The sequence below is a fragment of the Patescibacteria group bacterium genome (assembly GCA_041664365.1).
Classification (GTDB): domain Bacteria; phylum Patescibacteriota; class Patescibacteriia; order UM-FILTER-42-10; family UM-FILTER-42-10; genus JAHJEX01.
Genome location: JBAYKW010000001.1, coordinates 200,755 through 222,459, shown reverse-complemented (window position 1 = coordinate 222,459; position 21,705 = coordinate 200,755). Strand labels below are relative to the sequence as shown.

The following is a 21,705-nucleotide window of genomic DNA, read 5'->3' as shown; positions in this document are numbered from 1 at the left end:
TCAAAATTAAGGTAAGTATTTCATAGGATCGTCCGGTAGACCATCAATTCTGACCTCAAAGTGTAAATGCGCTCCTGTACTGAAACTTCCTGTTCCCGGTGATCCCGGCATACCTCCGGTCGCTCCAATTATATCGCCCCTGCGCACAAACTGGTCCGGAACTACATCAATTCTGCTGACATGACCATATACAGTAGCGAGTCCGTCACCGTGTACAATCAGAATGTAGCTGTAGCCAAGTCCGGAGTCCTTCGCAATTGCAACATAACCTGAAGCAGCTGCTTTCAGCGATGTACCCTGCGGTGTTCTAATATCTATTGCATTGTGCTGGAACCATCTGATAAATGGATAGTCACCGCAATGGAAGCCGCATGATATGCCCAAAGAAGGGTCCACAGGCCAGGATAATGTTGCCGTCCCGGCGATGATTTCTGCACCGTTACCATCGTATTCCCCTCCCTCTAAACGGGTGCGCATTTCTCTTTCTAAGTCGGTGATTGCTGAATTTGCCCTGTTCTGTTCTGACTTAACTTCTTCAACTAATCTTTGGAATTTATCTTCATCCATTTGCGTCTGATAAAGCAGCTGGTCTTTATAGGATTTTTCCCCTTCCAGATCCTGCCGTTCTCCTAAAAGCTGATTTTTTTCCTGCTCAACATCAACTTTCTTTTCGTCTAAACTAACATTCTGCTGGATCAGACTGTCTTTAAGGGTTTTTAATGTATCCAAGGCATCCTTTGTTTTATTTCCGAGCTCTTCAATATACTGCAACTGAAGAAAATAATCTGAAAAGTTTTCGTTGGATATTACAACTTCTAAATATGTCTTCTGATCATACTCATACATTTCGCGGATTATTTCACCTAAATCCTCTTTCTCATTTCCAATTTCAGATGACTTCTCCCCTATTTTGTACTGCAGATCAGTGATTTCAAGTTCCAGTTTTTCAATTGCAGTCTGCTTGGCAAGGATATCAGTTTCTTTTTTGTCTATTCTTTCACCGATTAGCGAAACCTCATTTTGTATTGTTGCCTGTTCTCTTTGCTTCAGAGCGATATTTTTTTTAAATGTGTCGATTTTTTTCTGCAATTCGTCAATTTGTTCCTGTTTTTCATCGATTTGCTGATTAATTTCCGTTACAATTTCTTCCTTTTTTTCGTCTGTGATCGGAACCTCATCTTCGAGTGAAGCAAGATTTGGAATAAATAAAAAACTGGCGAAAAATAACGCCAATCCGATAATTTGCAGGTTTTTGTTCTCTGTTTTTGTTTTAAGCCAAAATAGCATATTCGTTATTTTAGTAACTTCAGTATACATTGAATTACATATTTTGGCAAGTAGCAATACTGTGTCTTGACAATTAGCATATATTATTTTAATATTTCAATTCGCTCTGAACTGTGTTCTCAAACGAGAGGCTGTTTGTATGCTGACTTCAAAGCTTCCGATGACCCTGACGTCGGTCCCCGAGTGCGTCCTTGCAGTTCGCGACCGCCTGCCACAAATGGCGGTCAACCTGAGGCCGGATCAGCGGCCCGTGGAAGAATCTGCGAAGTCCGGGTTTGAAGCTCTTGATAGCCATGCGCCCTACTGCTACTGGATGGACAAAAGCGTCTTGGAGTTCATTCTTCAGCTCAGGAAGGGCATGAACGTGGCCATGCTGTTTCAGGACCACGGCGGCCGGATCGGCTACATGATCGTCCGGATCAAATCCATTTACTGGTCCCGCGACGGCGGTCCGAACTACCCCCGACTGGATTTCGACTGGCCTTCCGAGGCGGCCAAGTTCTTCGAAGCCCCCAATTTCTGGGGATCCTTCATCCTCGCGATCGCGCGGGTCAGTCCCAGCTTCGAGTCGTTCTTTCTTCGCGACGCCTTCTGCGAAAACTTCCTCACGTGCGTCAAATGCCAGCGCTTGGATGAAGTGCGGTAGACGTTGCTCTTGCACGCCCTGATTCACAAGCGGGGCTTTTTTTATTATGCGAATTTCAGCAGAAAATAATTTACTATTTTAAAATGCTATTTTGTATTCTTCAGTGAATCCCTGATTTCCCGCAACAACAAAATTTCCTCGGACGGAGCCACCGGTTTTTCCTCTTCTTTTTTCCTCAGTCTATTTATCTGCTTAACAGCAATAAATATTACAAAAGCAATAATTACGAAATCAATAATTGCATTTATAAATAATCCGTAATTCAGATTAACAGCATCGGTAGTATCGGTTGCTTTTTTTAATGTGATAAATAAACCGTCGAAATTTACGCCACCTGTCAGAAAACCAATCGGCGGCATTATAACATCTGACACAAATGAACTGACTATTTTACCAAAAGCGGCTCCGATAATTACACCAACCGCCATATCCATGACATTGCCCTTCAGTGCAAATTTCTTAAACTCCTGCAACATACAATTATTTATTAATTCTTAGTTTATATATTATATTTTGTCTTTACAACCTGCGCTCCGCAATCAAGGCAATTTGGCCGATGTACGCACACAATACTGTGGCACTTTTTGCAGGTCCAACGTTTTTCTTCCTTCACCATAAATTTCTGAATCCCCTTCTCCTGAATGTATTGCAAGTTCTCCAGCATACTCATTCCGTAATTTGTTCTGTACCTTTTATCCAGCTGCTTTAATCTTCGGCACGGATACTTATCACACTCAAAACAGAAAACAGACTTTTTACCTTTGTGCTCTTCGCAATATTTTAGCGTGCACTTCCGGCAGAAATTAGGCTTGCCACGCCCGTCCATGCGGCAGCCAGGGCATTTATTTTTCTCCCGCAAATAACCCAGACAGATTCCGCAGTTCATACCACACGGAGCGATTAGTTTTGATTTTAATTTATTCATATTGTGCCGCAATTAAATACTAACTATGTGGAAAATTATTTCCATACTCTTTTACTATTTATTACTTCCTTTGCTCTGAACGCTTTTTCTAAATCAATTCCATACATATTTGCGATTTCTAAAATAAATATTAATACATCAGATAATTCGTTTTCAACGGAACCGACATCGGAATTACGGTCAATTTTTATATTTTCAGCTTTTCTCACTGCTTTAAATAACTCACCGACCTCTTCACCAAGCATCAAACATTTTTGAATTTTAGATTGATCATTAAACCCTCGCTCCATCACTATTTCCCTTACATATTGCTGAAAATCCTCTAGCGTCGGATGTTTTTTCAGGTTTGACATATAATTTCAAATACTTAATTGTTAGCGCTATCTTGCTTTAAATCTTAAAACCGTTTTTAATTTATCCGATGACACTTTTCTGGCATCTGACAGATATATTTCACGGTGTTTTCTTGAGATTCTTTTTAAATCATTATTTTCAGCAAATTTCTCCATGATTTCGAAACTAGCCGGCTCATTATCATAGCTGCCAATATGTAACATTTGAACGCATTTACCATCATTTATTGTTTCAAATTTAGCCTTCTCAAGGAGCTTGAGCGGTTTCTTTTTCTTCGTTTTCTCCACAATTTTTGAAAAAAATTCTTTTGTCACAAAATCGGGCTGTCTTATCATGAGGTTGAAAACCAAAGTGCTTTTATCCAGTTTGGCGATTCCTTTCTTTTTTGCTTCTTCGGTAATGTCCCACACGCCTTCTAGCGGATAAACTGTATATTCAAAAAATCCTTTTGGTGCAAAGCCACCTTTCTCCGACATCCGTACACCATAAGACAAAGCATACAAGACCTGAATATATTCTCCAAAAAATTCACTATTCGGATTACCCTGCCCCGCGATTGAAAAGAATGAAAATTTTGGTATATCAACAATTTCCGGTTTAGCTTTCGGCAGATAGAATTGCTTCTCCGCATTTTTCCATACATGTTTCATGTTAGTTTTTACTAATTTTACGATCTGTTTTTATTCCGAGTCGTTATTATATATATACCGAAAAAAATACAATATAAATAATAAATAAAAAACAACAAGAAAAAACTATTCCTTAATATTTCAACTAACTGCTGCCCAACAAACAATAATACATATAATTGATATATACTGATGATTATTAAGGAAATACCTAAAATCCATACAGCAAATTTATGACCCCGGAGCATCAAGTAAACAAACAGACAACTAAAAATCAACCCCAAAAGGTAAGGCTCAAATATTGTACTACTCTGTAATCTTAGAATAAATCCAATGTTTACAAATTGTTGATAAATAGAAAATAATAAAAAAATCAAACTCATAACTAATAAATCTTTCCTTACTTTAATATTCATACTCTTATAAAGTTTATTAATAATATATTTAAAAATTGTTCTTATTATATTCTGCTATACCCTTCTTTTTTACCACATCTGTAATATCCGACCCCCCTCCAAAGAGTAAACATTATATTCATAAAAACTCTTTGGCGCGAAACCGCCTTTTTCCATTCATATTTCATATTATTTTTCACCTTTCCATTCAGAAAAAAATTCCTCAAAATATTTCTCCATAAAATCATGGCGGCTTTTTGCCATTTTTTTAGCTGTTTCCGTATTCATGTGATTTGCCAGTCTTAGTAGCTTATTTATGAAATGATGCAGTGCGGATGGATCATGCGTTGAGTCATCATATTCTTCACCTTCCGCAAACGGTATATCAGGATCCCACATGGGAATTCCATGAGCACCATTGTAAGTAAAAGTTCTCCCGATTCCTATTGCGCCAATACCATCAAGATTATCCGCATCCTGGACAATCTTCGCCTCAATATCGTGAACAGTAATTCCCTCCTTTGAAAATGCGTATTCTTCGTGAAACTCAATACAATGCAAAATTTTATTCTTCTGCTCATCTGTAATTTCTATTCCCTCAAGAAGTTCCTCAACTTTATGTAAAGAATCCTTTGGTAAACATGGTTTTCCAGTATCATTCTGAATTATTCGGTGTATGTCATGAAGAAATGCAGCGATTGCAACTACAGTCCTGTCTCCCCCTTCCATCTCCTGCAACTTCTGGGCGAGATTCAGTGTCCGCTTGAGATGATAAATGTCATGCCCGCTTGTTTCCTTGTGGAACATTCCATATATTCGTTTTTCCAGTTGCTCAATTACTTTTTTCACTCTAGTTTTTCCTTTCATCAAATAATTTACTGGGGAAATATACCAGTACATCAACGCCTTTCAGCTCAATCATTTCATAATCCGCACGTAGCATCAAAGTAAAATTCCCGTTTGCCATAATGTACTTGCTTTTGAATTCCTGATAGTCGTCTACTCTGAAATCAGGAGCTCCGCGTTGCGGACGAGTAGCATCCGGTTTCCTGATTTTTATGACTTTCAAAAGCCCAGCCTCGGTTTCAATCGGACTTTTCAGAATTATTGTTTTCCCAGTCTTTGCCAATTTTTCATCTGTAGCTTTGCCAAGTTCGCGGGTATATTCAATCAGATCCTGATATTCTGCCTCATCTTTAGCAAAAATAGACAGATAATCTATGGTAACCGGAAACTCATCGGTATTGGCATTTACCGCCTCAATACCACGTTCCGCAATATATTTAATAATTTTATTAAACTTCCAATGGCGCATGAACATCCACAATCAATAATTATCATAGACACTTCTATTGCAGTTATTTTAGCAAATATTAGGGTAAATGAAAATATGCTAGGATAAAAAAAGCGCCGGGCAACCAACCAGGTATACGGCGCAACTAATCACGTTAATGGAACTGAAGGTACAAATCCCTCCTCCTTGAGATCGGCAAGCAATCCCTGAATCACCCCCCTTACGGTTGTAGTCTTTTTGAGCAGATGTGCCTTGGCGCCGGCGAAAACCAATCCGTTGGTTACATCGCCGTTGTATGCCATCGTCAGCCTTTCAGCAATGCAATAGAGCGCTTGTTCTCTTTTGCACGATTTGAGGCAATGATAAGGGCACACGACTCTTGTTGCGACATTACTCGCCAACCCACGCACGAATGGATTGACGATAGCTTTGGCCGGCATCCCAACCGGGCTTTTGATGACCACCAGATCATCTTCTGTGCAGTCCAGATACATCTGCTTGAAATTCGGATGCGCTGTACATTCATCACAAACGACGAAACTGGTGGCTATCTGCACACCGGATGCTCCCAAGCGAAGCATGCGGGCCATGTCGTGTCCGTCGTGAATTCCACCCGCAGCGATTACAGGAATCTTGATACCATATTTTTGCTGATATGGTTCAATCACCTGTAAAACCGCAGGAATGATTCTTTCAAGACAGACATTCTCAGGATCAGCCAGATCCGCAAGCGAATGGCCCAGATGTCCACCGGCAAGCGGTCCTTCCACGATCACTGCGCCAGGTACCCGGCCGTATTTGCGGTCCCAGTTGCGCAGAATCAGATTGGTCGCGCGCACATTGCCCACAATGGGAACTAGGGCTACTTCCGTATCCTCAACATGACGCGGGAGATCCATCCACAAGCCGGCGCCGACCACCAGCATGCGGACCCGTTCTGCAACTGCCGTTTTGACCAGTTCCCGCGCGTTACCGAGCACCTCCATGACATTGACCGCGAGCGGATCATCAACAGAGTCCCTGCTGTCCCGAATCTCCTTGACTAGCGCTTCATTGGCGAGCTCGACAAAGTTCCTTGTCTGGCCAAGAAAGCAAATGCCGGAGGCCGTACTGATACATCCTTCCTTCATGGCGGGCTTTTGAAGCTTACGTGAGACGTAGAGTCCCATTGCTCCCTGGAGGATCGAGTTTATTGCTACCAATTTCCCGATCCTGAGCGGTTGAATGATTTCCATGTCTCACCTCCTTCACGGTTTCTGTTGTTCTCAATGTTCACTCAAGCATTTTGAGTAATAGCAGTATAGCACATCATTTGGATTATTTTGCAATAATAAAAGACCAATTATAAAAAAGGCCCTATGTTAGCTTAATTATTTAATTACGGGCTCAAATCGAGGCACCATTTTTCCGTCTATTTCTAGCATCTCGATGAATCTAGACAGAGGCCTGACCCATAAAGCATTCTTACCGAATTCCGCTGATTCATATAGCGCTCTATACACAACCAACTCTTCGAGCGTTTCGTTATGTATTGCAATTCCTAAAACCTCATACTCTCCTCCCTTGTAATGTTTGTATTTTCCCGGTTTTATTTTCATGATATTAGTAAAACAACCAGTTAAAATATGTGGTCACATTTTGTGTGGCTGGAGTGAATTCCGAAGAGGATGAGTGATTCAGTTCGTAAGTCGATGCTATGTTATTATTTTTAAGAAATGACAATATTGCATAAATTCCCGGTGCTGAATCATAATGTTCGTCTCCATTTTGATAAACATCCGACAAATTTCTTTCTGTAATAATTACTTTTGTTTCGGCATCATTGATTGATCCCTGGGCTATATTTTGATAATGGGAAAAATCTATTGATCCGATTATTATTGTTTCTTCATCAATGGTTTCCGAAATCTGCGTAATAAGACCATCCACTTCATTTTTAGTGAAACTGGAACGGATAAGCAGTGGAACAATTTTAGTGTTCGGCAAATAATATTTGATATACGGAACAATAAATGCAATTGCGTGATCATTTTCAACAACCCGGTCGTTTATTTCAACGGATACTCCAGCCAGTCGATTTATCATTTCTTCTGATGCAGGCAATGTGCCAAAAGGAGTCTGCCAATCGTTTTGTCCGGTTATAGCCCCGCTACTCCCGCCCGAATAGTGGTTCGGTCCGATCAGAATCACAGTTTTTGGATCCGTATTTCTTTGAATACAGCGGAAAAATTGATCCACTAAACCACTTGCCAAGCTGTGATGGGTGGTAATACCGGCTCTGAATCCTTTATCACAATCAGATGTAATCTCTAGCTTGTTCAAAGAAGCATAGAAATCATCTGCAAAAAATTGAGCTGAATTCATTTCCTGCTTTACAGTATATTTTTGTGTGGCTCGCGAATCGCTGACTAGCCAAGCCAAACCGGCAATAATAATTAAAATTACTGCCGGAAAAGATTTTACAAATTTTTTGCTAATCAATTTCAATTTGGGATGACTCAAATAACATGTTGATACTGCTTTTTGCCTGAAAGCCCTGGATCATCGCCGGCTCTGCCCGAAATACGCCTTTGTTACGCACGCGAGCATAATACACAATCGGTTTGTTCCAGGTTTTCCATAGCAGGAAACTAATTTTTTGGCCGTCAATTTTGTATGGCCAACTGGAATCAAAATCCCCATTGAACATACTTTGATATGGCCTGCTTACAATTGCCAACCCAGCCGGGACATAATCTGTTACCTGGTAAGCATCATCAATCGCATTTGGATTAATCGTGCCATTCAGCGTAATTTTTACAATATCTCCCTCGCTGAATCTGTTTGCGTCTGTCCTGCCAATGACCGAATACGTCCGGTTGATTGCGATTTGTGGGTCAACTGTAATAGTTTCCGGATTAGCGAGTTCCTGATAATAACTGATAACACCGACAGTGCCGGATATTCTGGTGAATGACAGATCAGCAAGCTCCTCATTTGAAACTGAGACGGCATACCGCTCCGCTTTTTGCAAGGCCACATCTTCACTACGGTCACCGACAGTATAGTTGAAACTGACCGGCTCATTCGGTAGTTTTGGAATAGCCGATTGCAGATACATCAGTTTTTCTATATTAATAAGAATATCCTCCGGCCAATTGTCACGCACGTAGGAAAACAACTGCTCTTCGCCCTCCTCCCCGATCCGGCTGGCAAGTAGCGCGGCCAGCATAGTATATTGCAGATAGTCATCTTCATCCTCGCCGATCTTTATCCTCAAGTACGCGTCAAACTCCTCTGCAGTCTCGCTGATAATCTTCTTATACACAGTACGCGCGTATTCACCGGCACCCAGTCTTTCAAGCCCCAATGCCAGATACAGAGATTGTTGATTATTTACACTTTGGTTTTTTAGTACATCAATTATGGAGTTTAGCACCGGCTCACCGAGATTTGCCAGGCCGTATAATGACCAGACCACTTCATCCAGTCCCGCACCGTTATCGGCAAGTTTCAGATTAAAATAATTTGTTAAATTACTGCGATCAAATTCATCTGGAGCAAGACCAGCAAGGTTAGCAGAAAGCAGTATTTCCGATGAGGAATAAGGCAGTATACCGATACCACCATCCGATCTCTGATATAATCCTCCATCAAATTCCGGCAGTGCCTGCTGATCCCCGAAGTACGAATTCATGAGCGAAGCTGCCATGTATTTTGCATAACTTTGATCTACCCGCTCCCCCCACGAATAATACAAGCCCATTAAATCCCGGTAAAAATAACCTCTATTTTTATCCATGAATTGCAATGTTGTCTGCCCGTTTGTATTTCCCGGAATTGAGATGTTTTCCGACAAAGTACTGAAACTGACTTTCTCATGCTGCCAATGACTCTCTACAACGCTGGTTTTTTTAACAATCGCGTCTTCCAATTCATTTATTTTTCCGCTGACCACTATCTCATAGTCCCCCTCTGGCATTATCGGAAGATTGATCTCAGTCGGATTAAATGCCGTTCCATCCACAGTTTCGTCCAGACCCAGCGCTTCATTTTTTAACTTGAATTCAACAACATCTCCGTTCGACAGGCCGTCTCCGTAGGCCAGTAATTCAATTGTCGGACGGTCGCCAACAAGATATTCCTTTGCCAGATTTGTTTCAACAAAGAAAGGCAGTGACACCGGAATCTGTTCTGTGGTCAGGCCGACCTGGAGATTGTCGCTGATTGCCTGTGCTGTTACCCGCCAGGATGTTATGTCATCCGGCAGAGTGAATTTTACCGTCGCTCTACCCTGGTTATTCGTTTCTACCTCTGTAAACAGGATAGCATCCTGGAAATTCTTTCTCGCGTCGCCTTTGTCATTGTGGACATAGATATTGGATGCGATAAAGGTATGATACTGGTCAACTGACAAATTATAGACAAAAACTGGTGCTACTTTCTTATTGATAGTTTCTACCATCACTCGTTCATTATTAGCATTTAGAAGCCAGTCACCAATTTTAATGCTTTCAGCTGACTGCCAGCTACCATTAACCCATAATATATGATTCGGTGTAATCTCCAGAGTGCCGTTGATGATCAAGTATTCATCCACCAGATGTTCAAAAGTTTTACTGATATGTGCCGGAACCATTTCAGAATTATTTTCAGATGAACGCGTTAAGATCCGGTCATTCTCTTTAATCTGTTCAATTGGCTTGGTCGTACCATCGGCCATTAAAATTGGCGTCCCCTGTACAAAACAGCCCCCGCGCTCCGCCGCAAGATCATATGAAACCTTTTCGTGTGAAACGTAGGTCTGGTAAATTCCGCTACTGACCGATTCATATATTTCAGAAATCGGATTTGCAACATCTTCACGCAAACTGTATATGGCTTCATCCACCAGATTCAAATTTACTTTGGCAGAAACCGGTTGTGCGTCAACATTTTTCGTGTTAACAGTCAATACTACATCTTCTCCCGGTTCGTACCTGGCTTTATCCGCCGTAACTTGTAAATCCAGGACCTGGTTTTTGGAATCAAATACCGCCTGCACATTATCGTAATAGTATTGATTTGATGTCTCATAATTTTTTCCGTCAAACCAAACACCATTCACATATGTATTCGGAATATTCTGCTCCTGAAATGTGAAAGAGTAATCCGGATCCTGTTCAACAGAGTAATTCAACAGACCAAGCTTCGCCTGGTAGTAAAGATAGGAATTGCCCGGCACGTTAACCGGAAGTGTAACATCCTGTTTATAGAGGGAGAAGTTTGCCTGCTCATTCAGCAGGTATTCTTTATCATCCGTATTCTGCAGAGACAGATTAGTATCAGATGACGAATAGTAGTTAATACCGTTCCATATTCCTCTTGTTAAGCCTATAGTCCTCCCGGCAAAATCCGTATATTGCAGATCTATTTCATATTCCTGATCATCCTCCATTGTAAAAGAATAATCAGCATTACCCTGTTCATCTGTAGTGATATTAACATCCTGAATTGGATCCGCATGCCTGTTATATGAATATGTTTTTCTGGTCACTTTGTTGATAAAATCATAATACTGCCCTGTTTCAACCTTATCATATATTACTTTCTTAATTTTGCCGGTAATCTGATGATTCGCAACCGGATCGCTTAAAATCATCTCAGACCAGATGTCGTAATCATCCGCGTTCATTGCCGCGAAATCCAAATAATGCAAATCAGTATTAATGGTCGCTGTCTCGTTATTTGTGTCCGTTTCAACATCTAACCAGATATCGGAGTTGAATATTTTGTATTTCAGTGAAGTGGATATTTCCGCATTTTCTGCGCCGGACGATGATATCGTAACATAGTCAGTATGCGGGTTATCATATTGAGCTGTCGGAGTTACCTGGAATGATGCATTCCCCGATTCATCAGTAGTGACACTGCCAGATCCGTACATGCTTCCATAGCTAGTCTCAATATTTGGTACTACAGTTCCGTCAAAAAATTCTGATTTAATATTGATGTTGTTCGGTTCATCGATTACCATTACTTTTTTCTCACTCGTTGCTGATAGAGTGTAATGCGGTTTAACGTACTCCTCCACATATACCTGCTTTGTGCTCAGTAACGCCTCACCGACAAAAACATTCAGCGTGTAATAACCCGGCTCCAGATTACTGAACGAAAACTCACCGATATAGGTACCGCTGGCATTGACCGCGACATTCGCTTCGGCAATGTTTATTTGTTCATAGCTGTAAGGTTGATAATCATATCCGTTTAATTTTACAGTGATATTACTCGGTTGATCCTGCCCGTCACGAGGCTTCGCTAAACCCCAGAATTTTACGGTATCTGTTTTCTGGTAGATCGGCCGGTCGAGATATAAATAATCCCAGAATTGCGTTGTGTTATTTTCTCCATTCCAGTCACTATACCGGTAGTAACCGTATTCGCTGGTTGCTGGAATTATTATCTGCTCACCACCTGGCCCGGTGATTGTAAAATAATATGATTTATCCGGGTTTGCTGTTTTTAATATATCCGGCGTACCGAAAAACGCCACACCTTGTATGTCTGTCGTAGCCGACAAATCATTTTCCGACAATGAGACTGTTGCACCGGCAACCGGCCCGTGCGTATCAACATTGTTCACCCAAACCAGCGTCTTTGTTTCGCTGACAGTGCTGAAAGCGGACTGGTTACTGACCTGAACCCATGATTGTACCGGCTGACCATCAATAATTGTTTGAACTATATAATACCCTGCCGGAATACTTTCCGGGAAAACCAGGTAATTATTATAAGAATATTCTTCCGGAGCGGCGGAAAAACGCATTACTTCCGTCAAATCATCCACCGAATATTGCTGGTTTCTGCGGGCATAGTAAGCCCAGCCGGGATATGTCAGATACGAATTGAACGATTCTTTGAATTGGTCAAAACTTTCAAACTGGTAAAGTACAAATTCGCGCTCAGTTCCCTGCGGAAAATTATAAACCTCAAACACAGGTTCTGATACAGAATCAAAACTGTTCAGTGTTTTACTGAAATTAAAATACTGCTCCGATGCTGAACCGCTGTTATCACTGGTTTCAAATTGAAATACGTAATCTTCCTCCAAAACGTTGTCAGTTCCATTAAACGGCAAGCCGGCTTTAATTTTTACCTGGTAAAGTTTTTCTGATTCAAGCTGTTTCGGAACAAATACCATAGTCCTTTTATGCTGTTCAAAAGTCCCTTCCACTGACGGGCTGATTTCAAAATATTTTTCAAAATCGTAGAAAGTATCAGTAGAAAAAGTAATTTCAATTCCTGAATCCGACGGCACTGATGTTGTCTTATCCCCGGGCAATGTGTGGACAATCTTCAGCGGAGTTTTTATCTGATACGCCCAGCTGTATTCTCTGCCTTGTTCTTCATTTGCGCCCGCTTCTGTATTCACCGCTGTTGCAACTTTGAACTGGTAAACTCCTCCATCTTCCAGCTGAACAGCCGGAACGATCTTAAATTCATTTGCATTGATTTCCTGCACGGCGAATTCCACCTGCGGTGTAACAGATAGGCTCTTTTCTACCACGTTTTCTGTTATTGGTTCTTCACTGGTCAGAGTGAATTGAGTATCTTTGGCAACACCCAGCCGATCCTGATTATCCGCTGTCAGGTTGAAATTATTATCGGCAAATTCCAGGCTTACCGGGACAAAAACAGGTTCATCAGCAGTTTCATTTCCGTTTTTATCTCCCAGAAAATAAAAAATGCCGTATAAAACTACGGCAACTAATATAACAAATGCAAACGTCGCGATCAGCCAGTTGTAACTCCACTTTGGTTTAGCTGGCTGTACGGGTGTTTGATTTATTTCCTGCATAAATTTTTCGTTAAGTTTTACATTGATTTAATTATATCACAATCATAAACAAAGCACATTATTCCATTTTATCCTGTAATTAGCGGATATTGCCCAAATATGTTTGACCATTAATAAAAGAAAGTCTAAAATGTTTTTACGTTAGAGGATGCGTTCGTTGACAGAAAACTTGAAACGAAAGAGGTAAAAGATGAAGAACGCAGCACGGCTCTTTTTTGCCATGTTGAAGTTCCTGCTCTGGTCCAGCTGGTCGCATGCTGTCATCGCCGTTCTGCGTGAATTGGCGAGACAAACAACGTCTTTCTGGGCTGTGCTTTCGGGAAAGAAAGTCCTCAACTTGGTGCTGATCAAACCGTCAAAATACGACGATGAGAACGGCTTTGTCTGGCAGGACTTCCGGGGCGTGTATCCCAGCAATACGCTGGCGACGCTTTACAGCCTGATTCAGGATGTGAGGCAAAATCTGCGACTGGGAATCAAGGTGCACATCGTCGTCAGAATCTACGACGAGGCGGTGGAGGCTGTTCTGCCGAGCAGGATAGCTTTTCTCTGCCGTACCCTTCCCGGACGTACTCTGGTAATGCTGGCCGGTGTTCAAACCAGCCAGTTCGTACGAGCTTCCGATCTTGCGCTCGAGTTCAGGAAACGGGGAATTTCCGTGATCATGGGCGGATACCATGTGTCCGGAATCCTGAAGCAGTTTCCGCAGGACGGGAGCGCGGATAACATGAGAGCCTACAAGGAACTGGGTCTGAAAGCTCTGACCGACAATGGCGTGGCGCTGTTTGCCGGTGAAGCAGAAGGCAGGATGCTGGGATTGCTGCAGGACTTTCTGTCCGGCGGTCTCAAGCCGACATACAACTACGTCGACGATCCGCCGAGCCTTCTGGAGGAACCGGTTCCAATGTCCATTGCGGAGATTAAGCACCGATTCGTCTATCCGAACACCAGCACCATCGACGCGTGCCGTGGATGCCCATTCAACTGCCAGTACTGCACGATCTGGGTAGTCCAAGGCAGGGTGATTAGGGCGCGAGGCGTTCAGGGTTTCGCGGACGCGATCCGAGCCAACTGGAGATTGGGCATTCGGGTCTACTTCCTGACTTCTGACAACACAGCCCGAGATCCTTTTTGGGAAGAGCGCTTCGACACGCTGATCGCCATGCAGAAAGAAGAAAGAATCCATATTCACTTCCTGATGCAGGTGGATACCCAGTGCCACAAGATTCCGCAATTCCTAGAAAAAGCGGCGCTGGCCGGCTGTTCGATGGCGTTCATCGGGATCGAAAGTCTGAACCCTTTGAACTTGTCTGCGGTCGGCAAAGGCCAAAACCACGTGGAGCAGTTCCGGGAAATGATGTCTGCCTTCAAAAAGCACGGCATCGCGACCCACCTTGCCTTCATGATCGGCCTGCCGCACGACACGCCGGAATCAGTGCATAAGGACGTTCTTCAGCTGATGGAGCTGGAACCGGATACCGTGTCGTTTTTCATTGCCACACCACTGCCGGGAGCAATGGATCACAAACGGCTGTTCCTAGCCGGTGTACCGATGGATTCGGACCTGAACTCCTTCGACTCATTCTCACATCCGGTCATAGATCACCCGCTGATGACCCGGGAGGAGTGGCTATCCGCCTACCGGTCTGCGTGGGAGACGTTCTATTCCACCGAGAACATGGTACGTATCCTCAAACATACGGAAAGGCAGGATTACTGGAAGATCTTCTGGAACCTCGTCTGGTACAAATACGCGCTGATGGTGCCGAAACGCCATCCGATGGTGGCGGGTTTTGCCCGGGTGCGATCCCGGCATTCGAGGAGGAGCAGTTTTCCTCAGCTCAATCTGTTCCAGTTTTGGGTCTACAACACGCGTGAAAACATCCGCCTAGCCCGGGAGACAGCCCGGTTCCTGCGGATCATGCTGGAAGTGTGGCTACAAACCCGTGAACAGGGCAAGATCGAGGAAGAGGTCATCCAGCTGGTTGAAAAGAAGCATGCGGGCCATTGGCCGAACCTCAAACTCTCTGAGCTAAGGAGTTTGTATAAATCACATGGTCATAAGGTACCAAGTGGTTTACGACTGGCCAACATGCGTACTTCAGCCAGAAACACACGGGTGGACATTGAGGAGCATTGGCGGATTTTGAAACACAGAGTTGCCCACGGAAGGATCTGGCTACTTTTCAGCGCCAGAACAATCCGTTTCGCTCATGCTGACCTAGCGCTGTTTTCAGCATTTCTCAAAGATCTGCTGCATGCAAAAAAACCGCGCTGAACGCCGTTCATTCCCCACACCGCACCAGCAATCTTTGCTGAATGCGGTTTTTTTATTTGATCAAAATATTTTACCGTTGCAAATCATACGACTCCTTCAACCATCCGATCAGTTTTGAATTAATATCTGCAGACGATTTAATATTCATGCAATTCTTATAGCATGTCGAGGAAAGTGGAACACAGTTAACAATGCTTTTGTCTTTAATTGCATGATTCAGTGCAATCCGTATTTCAATTACACCATCTTTTTTTGGCAATATTGCTAAAAAGTCATACTTGCCGAACAAATGGATACAGCAAGGAATTGATATTACTTTGAACTTGCCAACTTTGTTTTCAATTACTTTCAAAAGATTTTTATATAAACTAAAAGCCTCCTGCTTGTTCTTAAAGTGTTCACTCAGTGGTTTTGTCGCACATGAGTGCTGTTGCCCGGCGCGCTGAAACACCCTTTTGCATTTTGGACATGTCCACATAATATATTTACAAATTATTTTTTTATAATATCGAAATCCAGTATTATTGGAAGATGGTCTGAAATATTGGTATCAATAAGCTCAAACTTATTAACTTTGATCTGATCATTAACAAAAATATAATCCACGACATTTTCTCCTTTATCTAAACCATCATCAAATTTAGGCCTGGTTGTTTTTATTTTATTTTCAACAACTAAATTTCTGAATTTTCTGTTGATAATTTTAATACTGTTTGTCTCCGGAAACAGGTTAAAATCACCGACTATTATAGTTGGCAATTTTTTCCTTAACGCTACTTTAATTACATATTTTGACTGCGCGAGTGATCTTTCGCTATCCTGCTTATCTTTTGAGTATGTTCCGTGCACATTGATAATAATCAATTTTTGACCAGCGATATCCAAATCAACAACCTGTAGTGCCCTTGAATTATCCTCTGTTGCAAAGTTCGTGCGGTCTTTATCGTATGAATACGCTTTATAATAAAATTCGTTTGTTGCTTCATTAATCGGAAATTTTGAGATAACCTCATTCCCCTGTTCTATGTAACCGCCAAAATCTCTATGAATCTTTCCATCCTTCGTAAAATCTCTAGCAACAAAAAGCGGACCGAAAAAAGAATACGGCAGTTCTTTACCGATTATTTTCTCGATATGTTCTTTTGAGCGGTAAATATCATAAACTGATTCATCCAAATTTCGGATAATTTCCTGAAATGCAACTATATCCGGATTCTGTGATTGAATAAACTCACCAACTTGTTTTGAGTTGTCAATCTTAATCCCGACATTTAAGCTGATAATCTTCATTGGTTACTTTTTGTAATCATTAATTCTAAATACATGCGGATTTTCAGGCGATGTATCTTTGGAAAGCAAAATGAGTTCCGCGTTATGAAAATAGAAATCTTTCAAAGTTTTCATCCATTCCAGTTTGTAAAATTCATTATACATCATCATACCTGTGTCGCCATGAGTAACCAACAGTATATTTCCTTCCGGGTGGGCTATGTGTAGATCATTGATTACCCTTTTCCCTCTTTCAATCAGTTGTGGAAATGTTTCGCCGTTTTCCGGATTAAGAAAGTAGTCCACATGTTCCGAAATAATTACATCCGGCGAGCACATCGGGATAATGCTGGAATGCGGAAGCCCGGTCATAACGCCGAAATCCCGCTCAATTAGGTCTTCGATAATTTGCGGCTGGGGACCGCCGGCTTCAGAAGCAATCAGTTCTGCCGTATGCATGGCCCTTTTTAAGGGAGAGGAATAAATCTGATCAAAGTTTATTTGGTGCTCTGCGATCCTCTTCCCGACCGATATTGCTTCCTCAATCCCCAGACTGGTCAGACCCATGTTTCTCCTGCCGTTCAGGATTCCCCTCCGGTTATCCTCATCCTGCCCGTGCCGTGCTACGTAAATATTCAGCATATATTTATTAAATTAATCTTTTATCCCAGCGCAATCAGTATGCCACCAATCACCGCCAGTACCGCGCCAATCCACGCCTGTAGTGATATCTTTTCACCCAAGATAATAAATGCCAGTAGCAGAGCAAATACTACGCTCAGGCGGTCAATCGGTACAATCTGCGACACCTTGGCGTTTTTCAGCGCAATGAAATAGAAAAGCCACGACACCGCTCCGGCCACTCCGCTCAAAACAATAAAAAGCAGTGCTTTGTGATTCGTCAGAACCGGTTTGATATCAACCAGCTTGCCTTGAATAAAGATTATACCAATCAAAAAAAGTGCCATGACTACTGCCCTGATCGCGGTCGCGACATTTGTATCAATCCCCTGCAAACCAATTTTTCCGAAAATGGCTACAAGCGCCGCGCCAAAAGCCGAAAGCAACGCGTAAATTATCCAAACATTATCCATATTTTTTTTCAAACTGATTTCTAATCAAAAAGTATTAAAATTATACAACGTATTTAATCATCATCCAAAAATGACTGAAGCTTCCGGCGATTACAAAGAGATGGAATATTTCGTGCATCCCGAACCATCTGGTACGCGGAACGTATTTGTCCAGCGCGTAAAAAAGGCATCCAGCAGTGTACATCACTCCACCAACAAACAGCCACGTCAAAGCACCGGGAGAAAGCCACTCAGCCAGTGGGCGAATTGCAATCAGGAGCATCCAGCCCATTCCGATATACATAACCACGGAAAGCCAGCCGGTCATTTTGATGCCGAGACTTTTCATAATTATTCCAGCGATTGCAATAGCCCAGACAACACCGAAAATACTCCAGCCCCATACTCTCTGGGGCATCAGTAAAGTAATTGGCGTATATGAGCCGGCAATTAAAAAATAGATCATGGCATGATCCAAACGCTGGAAAACAGTTTTAACTTTCGTTTCCTGCGGAAAAAAATGATACAACGTGCTGGTTGTATAAAGAATTATTAAACTGGCGCCGAAAATAGAAACACCAATGACATGTACTGCCGTTCCCTTCATTGACGCAAATACAACCATCAGAACCAAGGCAACAACAGATAAAATCGCCCCAATCAAATGGGTTAGTGCGCTGAGCGGTTCATTTTGTTTTTTTGGTTTCATACTATTATTCTTCCTCAGGAAATTCGTAACCATCCCCAATTACAGACATTATCACTTGATTAACTTTTTGATCCGTTTCTGGAGTCCGCTGACTACGCGGAGGGATTATTTCTATTCTTTCACCGCGATTCATCACAGCCCATTCCGCGCCCAGTTGTTGCGTAATTGCGTATTCCCATTCGTCCGACATCGTTTCAGCTTCGCTGTACTTATTCGCCTGTGTTTTGAACACATATTCCGTCTCATGGCCCGGCAGACCGAAGCGGATAAATGCTTGCGGTTTTCGGTCCCGATCTACGTTTTGCTCGCCTTCAATTGACATTTTTTATGAAGTTTAATTACCCTATTCAAGTCTATTGTAGCTTAAATGGTTTGCCGTGACCAGGAATGATATAGTCAGCCATTTTTAGAACTTTTTCACGGCTCATTCTCAAAATAACACCGTCATTCAGATACGGATCTTTCAGATTGAGTAAACTCATGCGATCAGTTTTCTGCTCCTGGCCGTCTTCCCACCAGAAGAGATCCGCGACGATTGCTACCATGCCGAATTCCTCAGTTTTAACGAGTACTGCCGAGTGGTGATGGTCGTGACCGGGTGTAGGAATTATTTCTATTTCTGTTCCGGGAATTTTACCTTTATGTTCGGTAATTTTACCGTCAAAAGAATAGATGCTTGAGACATCCAAAATTTTTGCGTTCTCAAATATTCCAGTGAGTAAACAATGATCCAAATGGGTATGAGTCAAAACAACAAAGTCAATATCAATCGGTCTTAAATTTTCATTGTTCAGCGCATCCAGCAGGCGCTCCCGGTCCATACCGACATCCACGAGAATATTTATATTGCCATCACGAACCAGCGTAACTGAAGATGAGGCGTATTCATCTTCGCCTTCATCGCGAACATATCCTTCGATAATGGTTGTTACTGTGCTCATGCGAATTCTTTAATAATGTTTAATCTAATTTCTTCTGGATAAAAATCAATATTGCTAATATCTTCAATCTTACGCCACTCCAAAAAGTATTTGTTACTTTCTGATTGCCTTTCTTTTTCCGGACTGCCTAATTCCAGATTACCAGCATATTTTGAAACTAGGAATATATGTTGAATTCTCCGATCAGCATCACTTTTTACCTGCCAAAGTTCTTTTCCAATTTTCACATCTAAATTTGTTTCCTCTTTTACTTCTCTGATCAGGGCAGATATATGATCTTCTTCCGTCTCAACACTCCCGCCGGGCAAAACAAAATATTCACTGCCATTTTTTATCCTATGGACTAACAATATTTGTTTATCTCCACTGATAATCACTGCTGAAACTCTTTTTTCTGACATATTTAAAAGTTAAATAAATCCGCAATTAATAAAATTATCCCGGCACCCAAAAGACACCCGGCCATTTTGCCGACTGCTGATTTCAGCATAGTACGCTCTTCCGGTATCAGCTGTTGGCGCAGTTTTTCCGCCGACCGTCCCTCAAAGATGCCCGCGATACCGTCCGTGATGGCATTGCCAACCACTCCACCCATAACCGCGCCAGCCACCCCGGCAAAATGTCCGCCGAATATCGCCATCACGGCGAGAATGCCATTATCAATCAAACCGAATATAATATCTGGTTTCAATGATTTTAATTTTATTTTAAACGGCAACAATGAAACTACGCAGATAACGGATAATAGAATAAGAATAATTCCGGTCCATTCAGAATGATCAATTGAATAAAAACTTACTGCTCCGATGATTATGCAAAGCGTAAGTATATTGACGATGGAAGAAAAAGCTTTGTGGCGCATATTGGTAAATTTCAAATTACTTTTTAGATCGTTTATAAAATTTTGCCATGTACAAAGTGTTATGGAATTTCCCTCCAAAGAAAACATCATCTTTTATCTTCCCCTCTACGACAAAGCCCAAAGATTTATATAAATTAACTGCCGGAATATTATCCTCATAGACGTTCAAATAAATTTTATGCAGTTTGAGCTTATTAAAACCGTAATCAATTATCCAGGTCATTACTAATCTTCCTACGCCTTTTCCGCGGTAATCAGCATCACCGATGGCAACAAACAAATCCGCATTTTTATTTATCTTGGATATTTTAGACAGTCCCATGAATCCAACCGGCTTCGTTCCGTCACAGATGGTAAAAAAACGTTTTTCGTCAGACTTTTGATATTCGGCAAACCACTGTTTTTGTTTCCTCAGTGTTGTCTCTTCCCAAACTTCCTCACCAGTAAACTTGTTTACCTTATGGTCATTCAACCATAAAACACGGTACGGAATATCTTTCGGTAAATGTTTTCTGATTTTGAGCATAAATTACTTCTTATTTATTTCATATGCAATCATTTCCGCAAGTTTCTTATGACTTTCTTCCGTCATATGAACTCCGTCAGAACCAACCATTAGTTTACTTGCGTCAATAAACGCACATTTGTTACTATTGGAAATTTTTGAATACACCCCAGCTAACTGTTTCGATTTCTCCTCCCCACCGGCATATCTTTTGGACGTAAGACTCTCGTTAATTATTGGTGGACATATAATTAATAATTCAGGAGATTCATCTCGAGTCAGATATTTGATTTTCGAAATAACTCTAATATAATAGTCCTCCAGATATCTACCAATTTCTTCCACCGAATTATTGAATTCTGCTTTTAATTCTGTAGTTCCAAGCATTATAATTACCAAATCTAGCGGATCATGAGATAAAAGGCATGGGACAAAATACGTACTCCCATTTCTACCCTCTTTATTCGGTCGATCATATTCAGATGCCAGTGTCCGGCTGTATAGTCCTTCTTCAATAATTTCAAAATCAGTCCCTAATAGTTTTTGGAGGCGCTTTGGAAATCTGATTTCCTCAGAAAATCTTTCAAACCTGGTTCCAGGGACACATCCCCAAGTATTGGAATCGCCATAACATAGTATTCTTTTTTTATTCATATATTTTTTTGTTTAAAAAAACCGGCATGGAATATCTCTCGGTAAATTTTTTCGGATTTTGAGCA

24 protein-coding genes are annotated in these 21,705 nt (G+C 41.7%); 2 read left to right on the top strand and 22 right to left on the bottom strand.

All coding sequences use genetic code 11. From position 1 onward, the window contains the following. Positions 1-6: 6 nt before the first annotated feature. Positions 7-1,317 (bottom strand): peptidoglycan DD-metalloendopeptidase family protein, encoded by a 1,311-nt coding sequence (locus WCW66_01225; protein ID MFA6391361.1) that lies wholly within the window; start codon positions 1,315-1,317, stop codon positions 7-9. Positions 1,318-1,426: 109 nt separating this feature from the next. On the opposite strand from WCW66_01225, the gene WCW66_01220 reads away from it, so the two are divergent. Then, entirely contained in the window at positions 1,427-1,933 is a 507-nt protein-coding gene (locus WCW66_01220; GenBank protein ID MFA6391360.1) for a hypothetical protein, read from the top strand. Positions 1,934-2,019: 86 nt separating this feature from the next. Here WCW66_01220 and mscL read toward each other — a convergent pair whose 3' ends face one another. The 10 genes from mscL to WCW66_01170 form a co-directional block, all read right to left on the bottom strand. Next, on the bottom strand, positions 2,020-2,409 hold the full coding sequence (mscL, locus tag WCW66_01215) for a large-conductance mechanosensitive channel protein MscL (GenBank protein ID MFA6391359.1): 390 nt from the start codon (positions 2,407-2,409) through the stop codon (positions 2,020-2,022). Between the two features lie 23 nt (positions 2,410-2,432). After that, positions 2,433-2,858: a DUF3795 domain-containing protein gene (locus tag WCW66_01210; protein MFA6391358.1), complete on the bottom strand. Its 426-nt coding sequence runs from the start codon at positions 2,856-2,858 to the stop codon at positions 2,433-2,435. Positions 2,859-2,893: 35 nt separating this feature from the next. Further along, entirely contained in the window at positions 2,894-3,211 is a 318-nt protein-coding gene (locus WCW66_01205) for a MazG nucleotide pyrophosphohydrolase domain-containing protein (GenBank protein MFA6391357.1), read from the bottom strand. 27 nt (positions 3,212-3,238) lie between these two features. Next, positions 3,239-3,862 (bottom strand): GyrI-like domain-containing protein, encoded by a 624-nt coding sequence (locus WCW66_01200; GenBank protein ID MFA6391356.1) that lies wholly within the window; start codon positions 3,860-3,862, stop codon positions 3,239-3,241. 563 nt (positions 3,863-4,425) lie between these two features. Beyond that, positions 4,426-5,103: an HD domain-containing protein gene (locus WCW66_01195; GenBank protein MFA6391355.1), complete on the bottom strand. Its 678-nt coding sequence runs from the start codon at positions 5,101-5,103 to the stop codon at positions 4,426-4,428. Next, positions 5,087-5,551 (bottom strand): hypothetical protein, encoded by a 465-nt coding sequence (locus tag WCW66_01190; GenBank protein ID MFA6391354.1) that lies wholly within the window; start codon positions 5,549-5,551, stop codon positions 5,087-5,089. The genes WCW66_01195 and WCW66_01190 overlap by 17 nt, the downstream gene beginning before the upstream one ends. A gap of 128 nt (positions 5,552-5,679) precedes the next feature. Further along, complete coding sequence (locus tag WCW66_01185; GenBank protein ID MFA6391353.1) at positions 5,680-6,516, bottom strand: nitronate monooxygenase family protein; 837 nt, start codon at positions 6,514-6,516, stop codon at positions 5,680-5,682. 384 nt (positions 6,517-6,900) lie between these two features. After that, entirely contained in the window at positions 6,901-7,128 is a 228-nt protein-coding gene (locus WCW66_01180; GenBank protein MFA6391352.1) for a DUF1653 domain-containing protein, read from the bottom strand. Positions 7,129-7,132: 4 nt separating this feature from the next. Further along, a complete protein-coding gene (amrB, locus tag WCW66_01175; GenBank protein ID MFA6391351.1) occupies positions 7,133-8,011 on the bottom strand; it encodes an AmmeMemoRadiSam system protein B in 879 nt (292 codons plus the stop codon). Beyond that, on the bottom strand, positions 8,004-13,349 hold the full coding sequence (locus tag WCW66_01170) for an alpha-2-macroglobulin family protein (protein MFA6391350.1): 5,346 nt from the start codon (positions 13,347-13,349) through the stop codon (positions 8,004-8,006). Before WCW66_01170 ends, amrB begins: the two co-directional genes overlap by 8 nt. A 190-nt stretch (positions 13,350-13,539) precedes the next feature. Here WCW66_01170 and WCW66_01165 point away from each other — a divergent pair, with 190 nt between their 5' ends. Continuing rightward, on the top strand, positions 13,540-15,627 hold the full coding sequence (locus WCW66_01165) for a radical SAM protein (protein ID MFA6391349.1): 2,088 nt from the start codon (positions 13,540-13,542) through the stop codon (positions 15,625-15,627). A 70-nt stretch (positions 15,628-15,697) separates the two neighbouring features. On the opposite strand, the gene WCW66_01160 is transcribed toward WCW66_01165, so the two are convergent. Genes WCW66_01160 through WCW66_01110 form a run of 11 tightly spaced genes read right to left on the bottom strand, consistent with a single transcriptional unit; the run spans position 15,698 to position 21,640 of the window. Next, a complete protein-coding gene (locus tag WCW66_01160; protein ID MFA6391348.1) occupies positions 15,698-16,105 on the bottom strand; it encodes a DUF5655 domain-containing protein in 408 nt (135 codons plus the stop codon). Between the two features lie 14 nt (positions 16,106-16,119). After that, complete coding sequence (locus WCW66_01155; protein MFA6391347.1) at positions 16,120-16,917, bottom strand: endonuclease/exonuclease/phosphatase family protein; 798 nt, start codon at positions 16,915-16,917, stop codon at positions 16,120-16,122. A gap of 3 nt (positions 16,918-16,920) precedes the next feature. Continuing rightward, positions 16,921-17,538: a histidine phosphatase family protein gene (locus tag WCW66_01150; GenBank protein MFA6391346.1), complete on the bottom strand. Its 618-nt coding sequence runs from the start codon at positions 17,536-17,538 to the stop codon at positions 16,921-16,923. Between the two features lie 20 nt (positions 17,539-17,558). Then, complete coding sequence (locus WCW66_01145) at positions 17,559-17,990, bottom strand: EamA family transporter (protein ID MFA6391345.1); 432 nt, start codon at positions 17,988-17,990, stop codon at positions 17,559-17,561. Between the two features lie 40 nt (positions 17,991-18,030). Further along, entirely contained in the window at positions 18,031-18,678 is a 648-nt protein-coding gene (locus tag WCW66_01140) for a hemolysin III family protein (GenBank protein ID MFA6391344.1), read from the bottom strand. 4 nt (positions 18,679-18,682) lie between these two features. Next, a complete protein-coding gene (locus WCW66_01135; GenBank protein MFA6391343.1) occupies positions 18,683-19,000 on the bottom strand; it encodes a hypothetical protein in 318 nt (105 codons plus the stop codon). A 31-nt stretch (positions 19,001-19,031) separates the two neighbouring features. Continuing rightward, the gene (locus tag WCW66_01130; protein ID MFA6391342.1) at positions 19,032-19,619 is read right to left on the bottom strand and encodes an MBL fold metallo-hydrolase; all 588 of its coding nucleotides are present in this window, start codon (positions 19,617-19,619) and stop codon (positions 19,032-19,034) included. Then, positions 19,616-20,020, bottom strand: a complete 405-nt coding sequence (locus tag WCW66_01125) for an NUDIX domain-containing protein (GenBank protein MFA6391341.1) — start codon at positions 20,018-20,020, stop codon at positions 19,616-19,618. The genes WCW66_01130 and WCW66_01125 overlap by 4 nt, the downstream gene beginning before the upstream one ends. A gap of 2 nt (positions 20,021-20,022) precedes the next feature. Beyond that, a complete protein-coding gene (locus WCW66_01120; protein MFA6391340.1) occupies positions 20,023-20,496 on the bottom strand; it encodes a hypothetical protein in 474 nt (157 codons plus the stop codon). A gap of 1 nt (position 20,497) precedes the next feature. Further along, entirely contained in the window at positions 20,498-21,007 is a 510-nt protein-coding gene (locus tag WCW66_01115; GenBank protein MFA6391339.1) for a GNAT family N-acetyltransferase, read from the bottom strand. Between the two features lie 3 nt (positions 21,008-21,010). Next, positions 21,011-21,640, bottom strand: a complete 630-nt coding sequence (locus tag WCW66_01110; GenBank protein MFA6391338.1) for a GDSL-type esterase/lipase family protein — start codon at positions 21,638-21,640, stop codon at positions 21,011-21,013. Positions 21,641-21,705 lie beyond the last annotated feature (65 nt).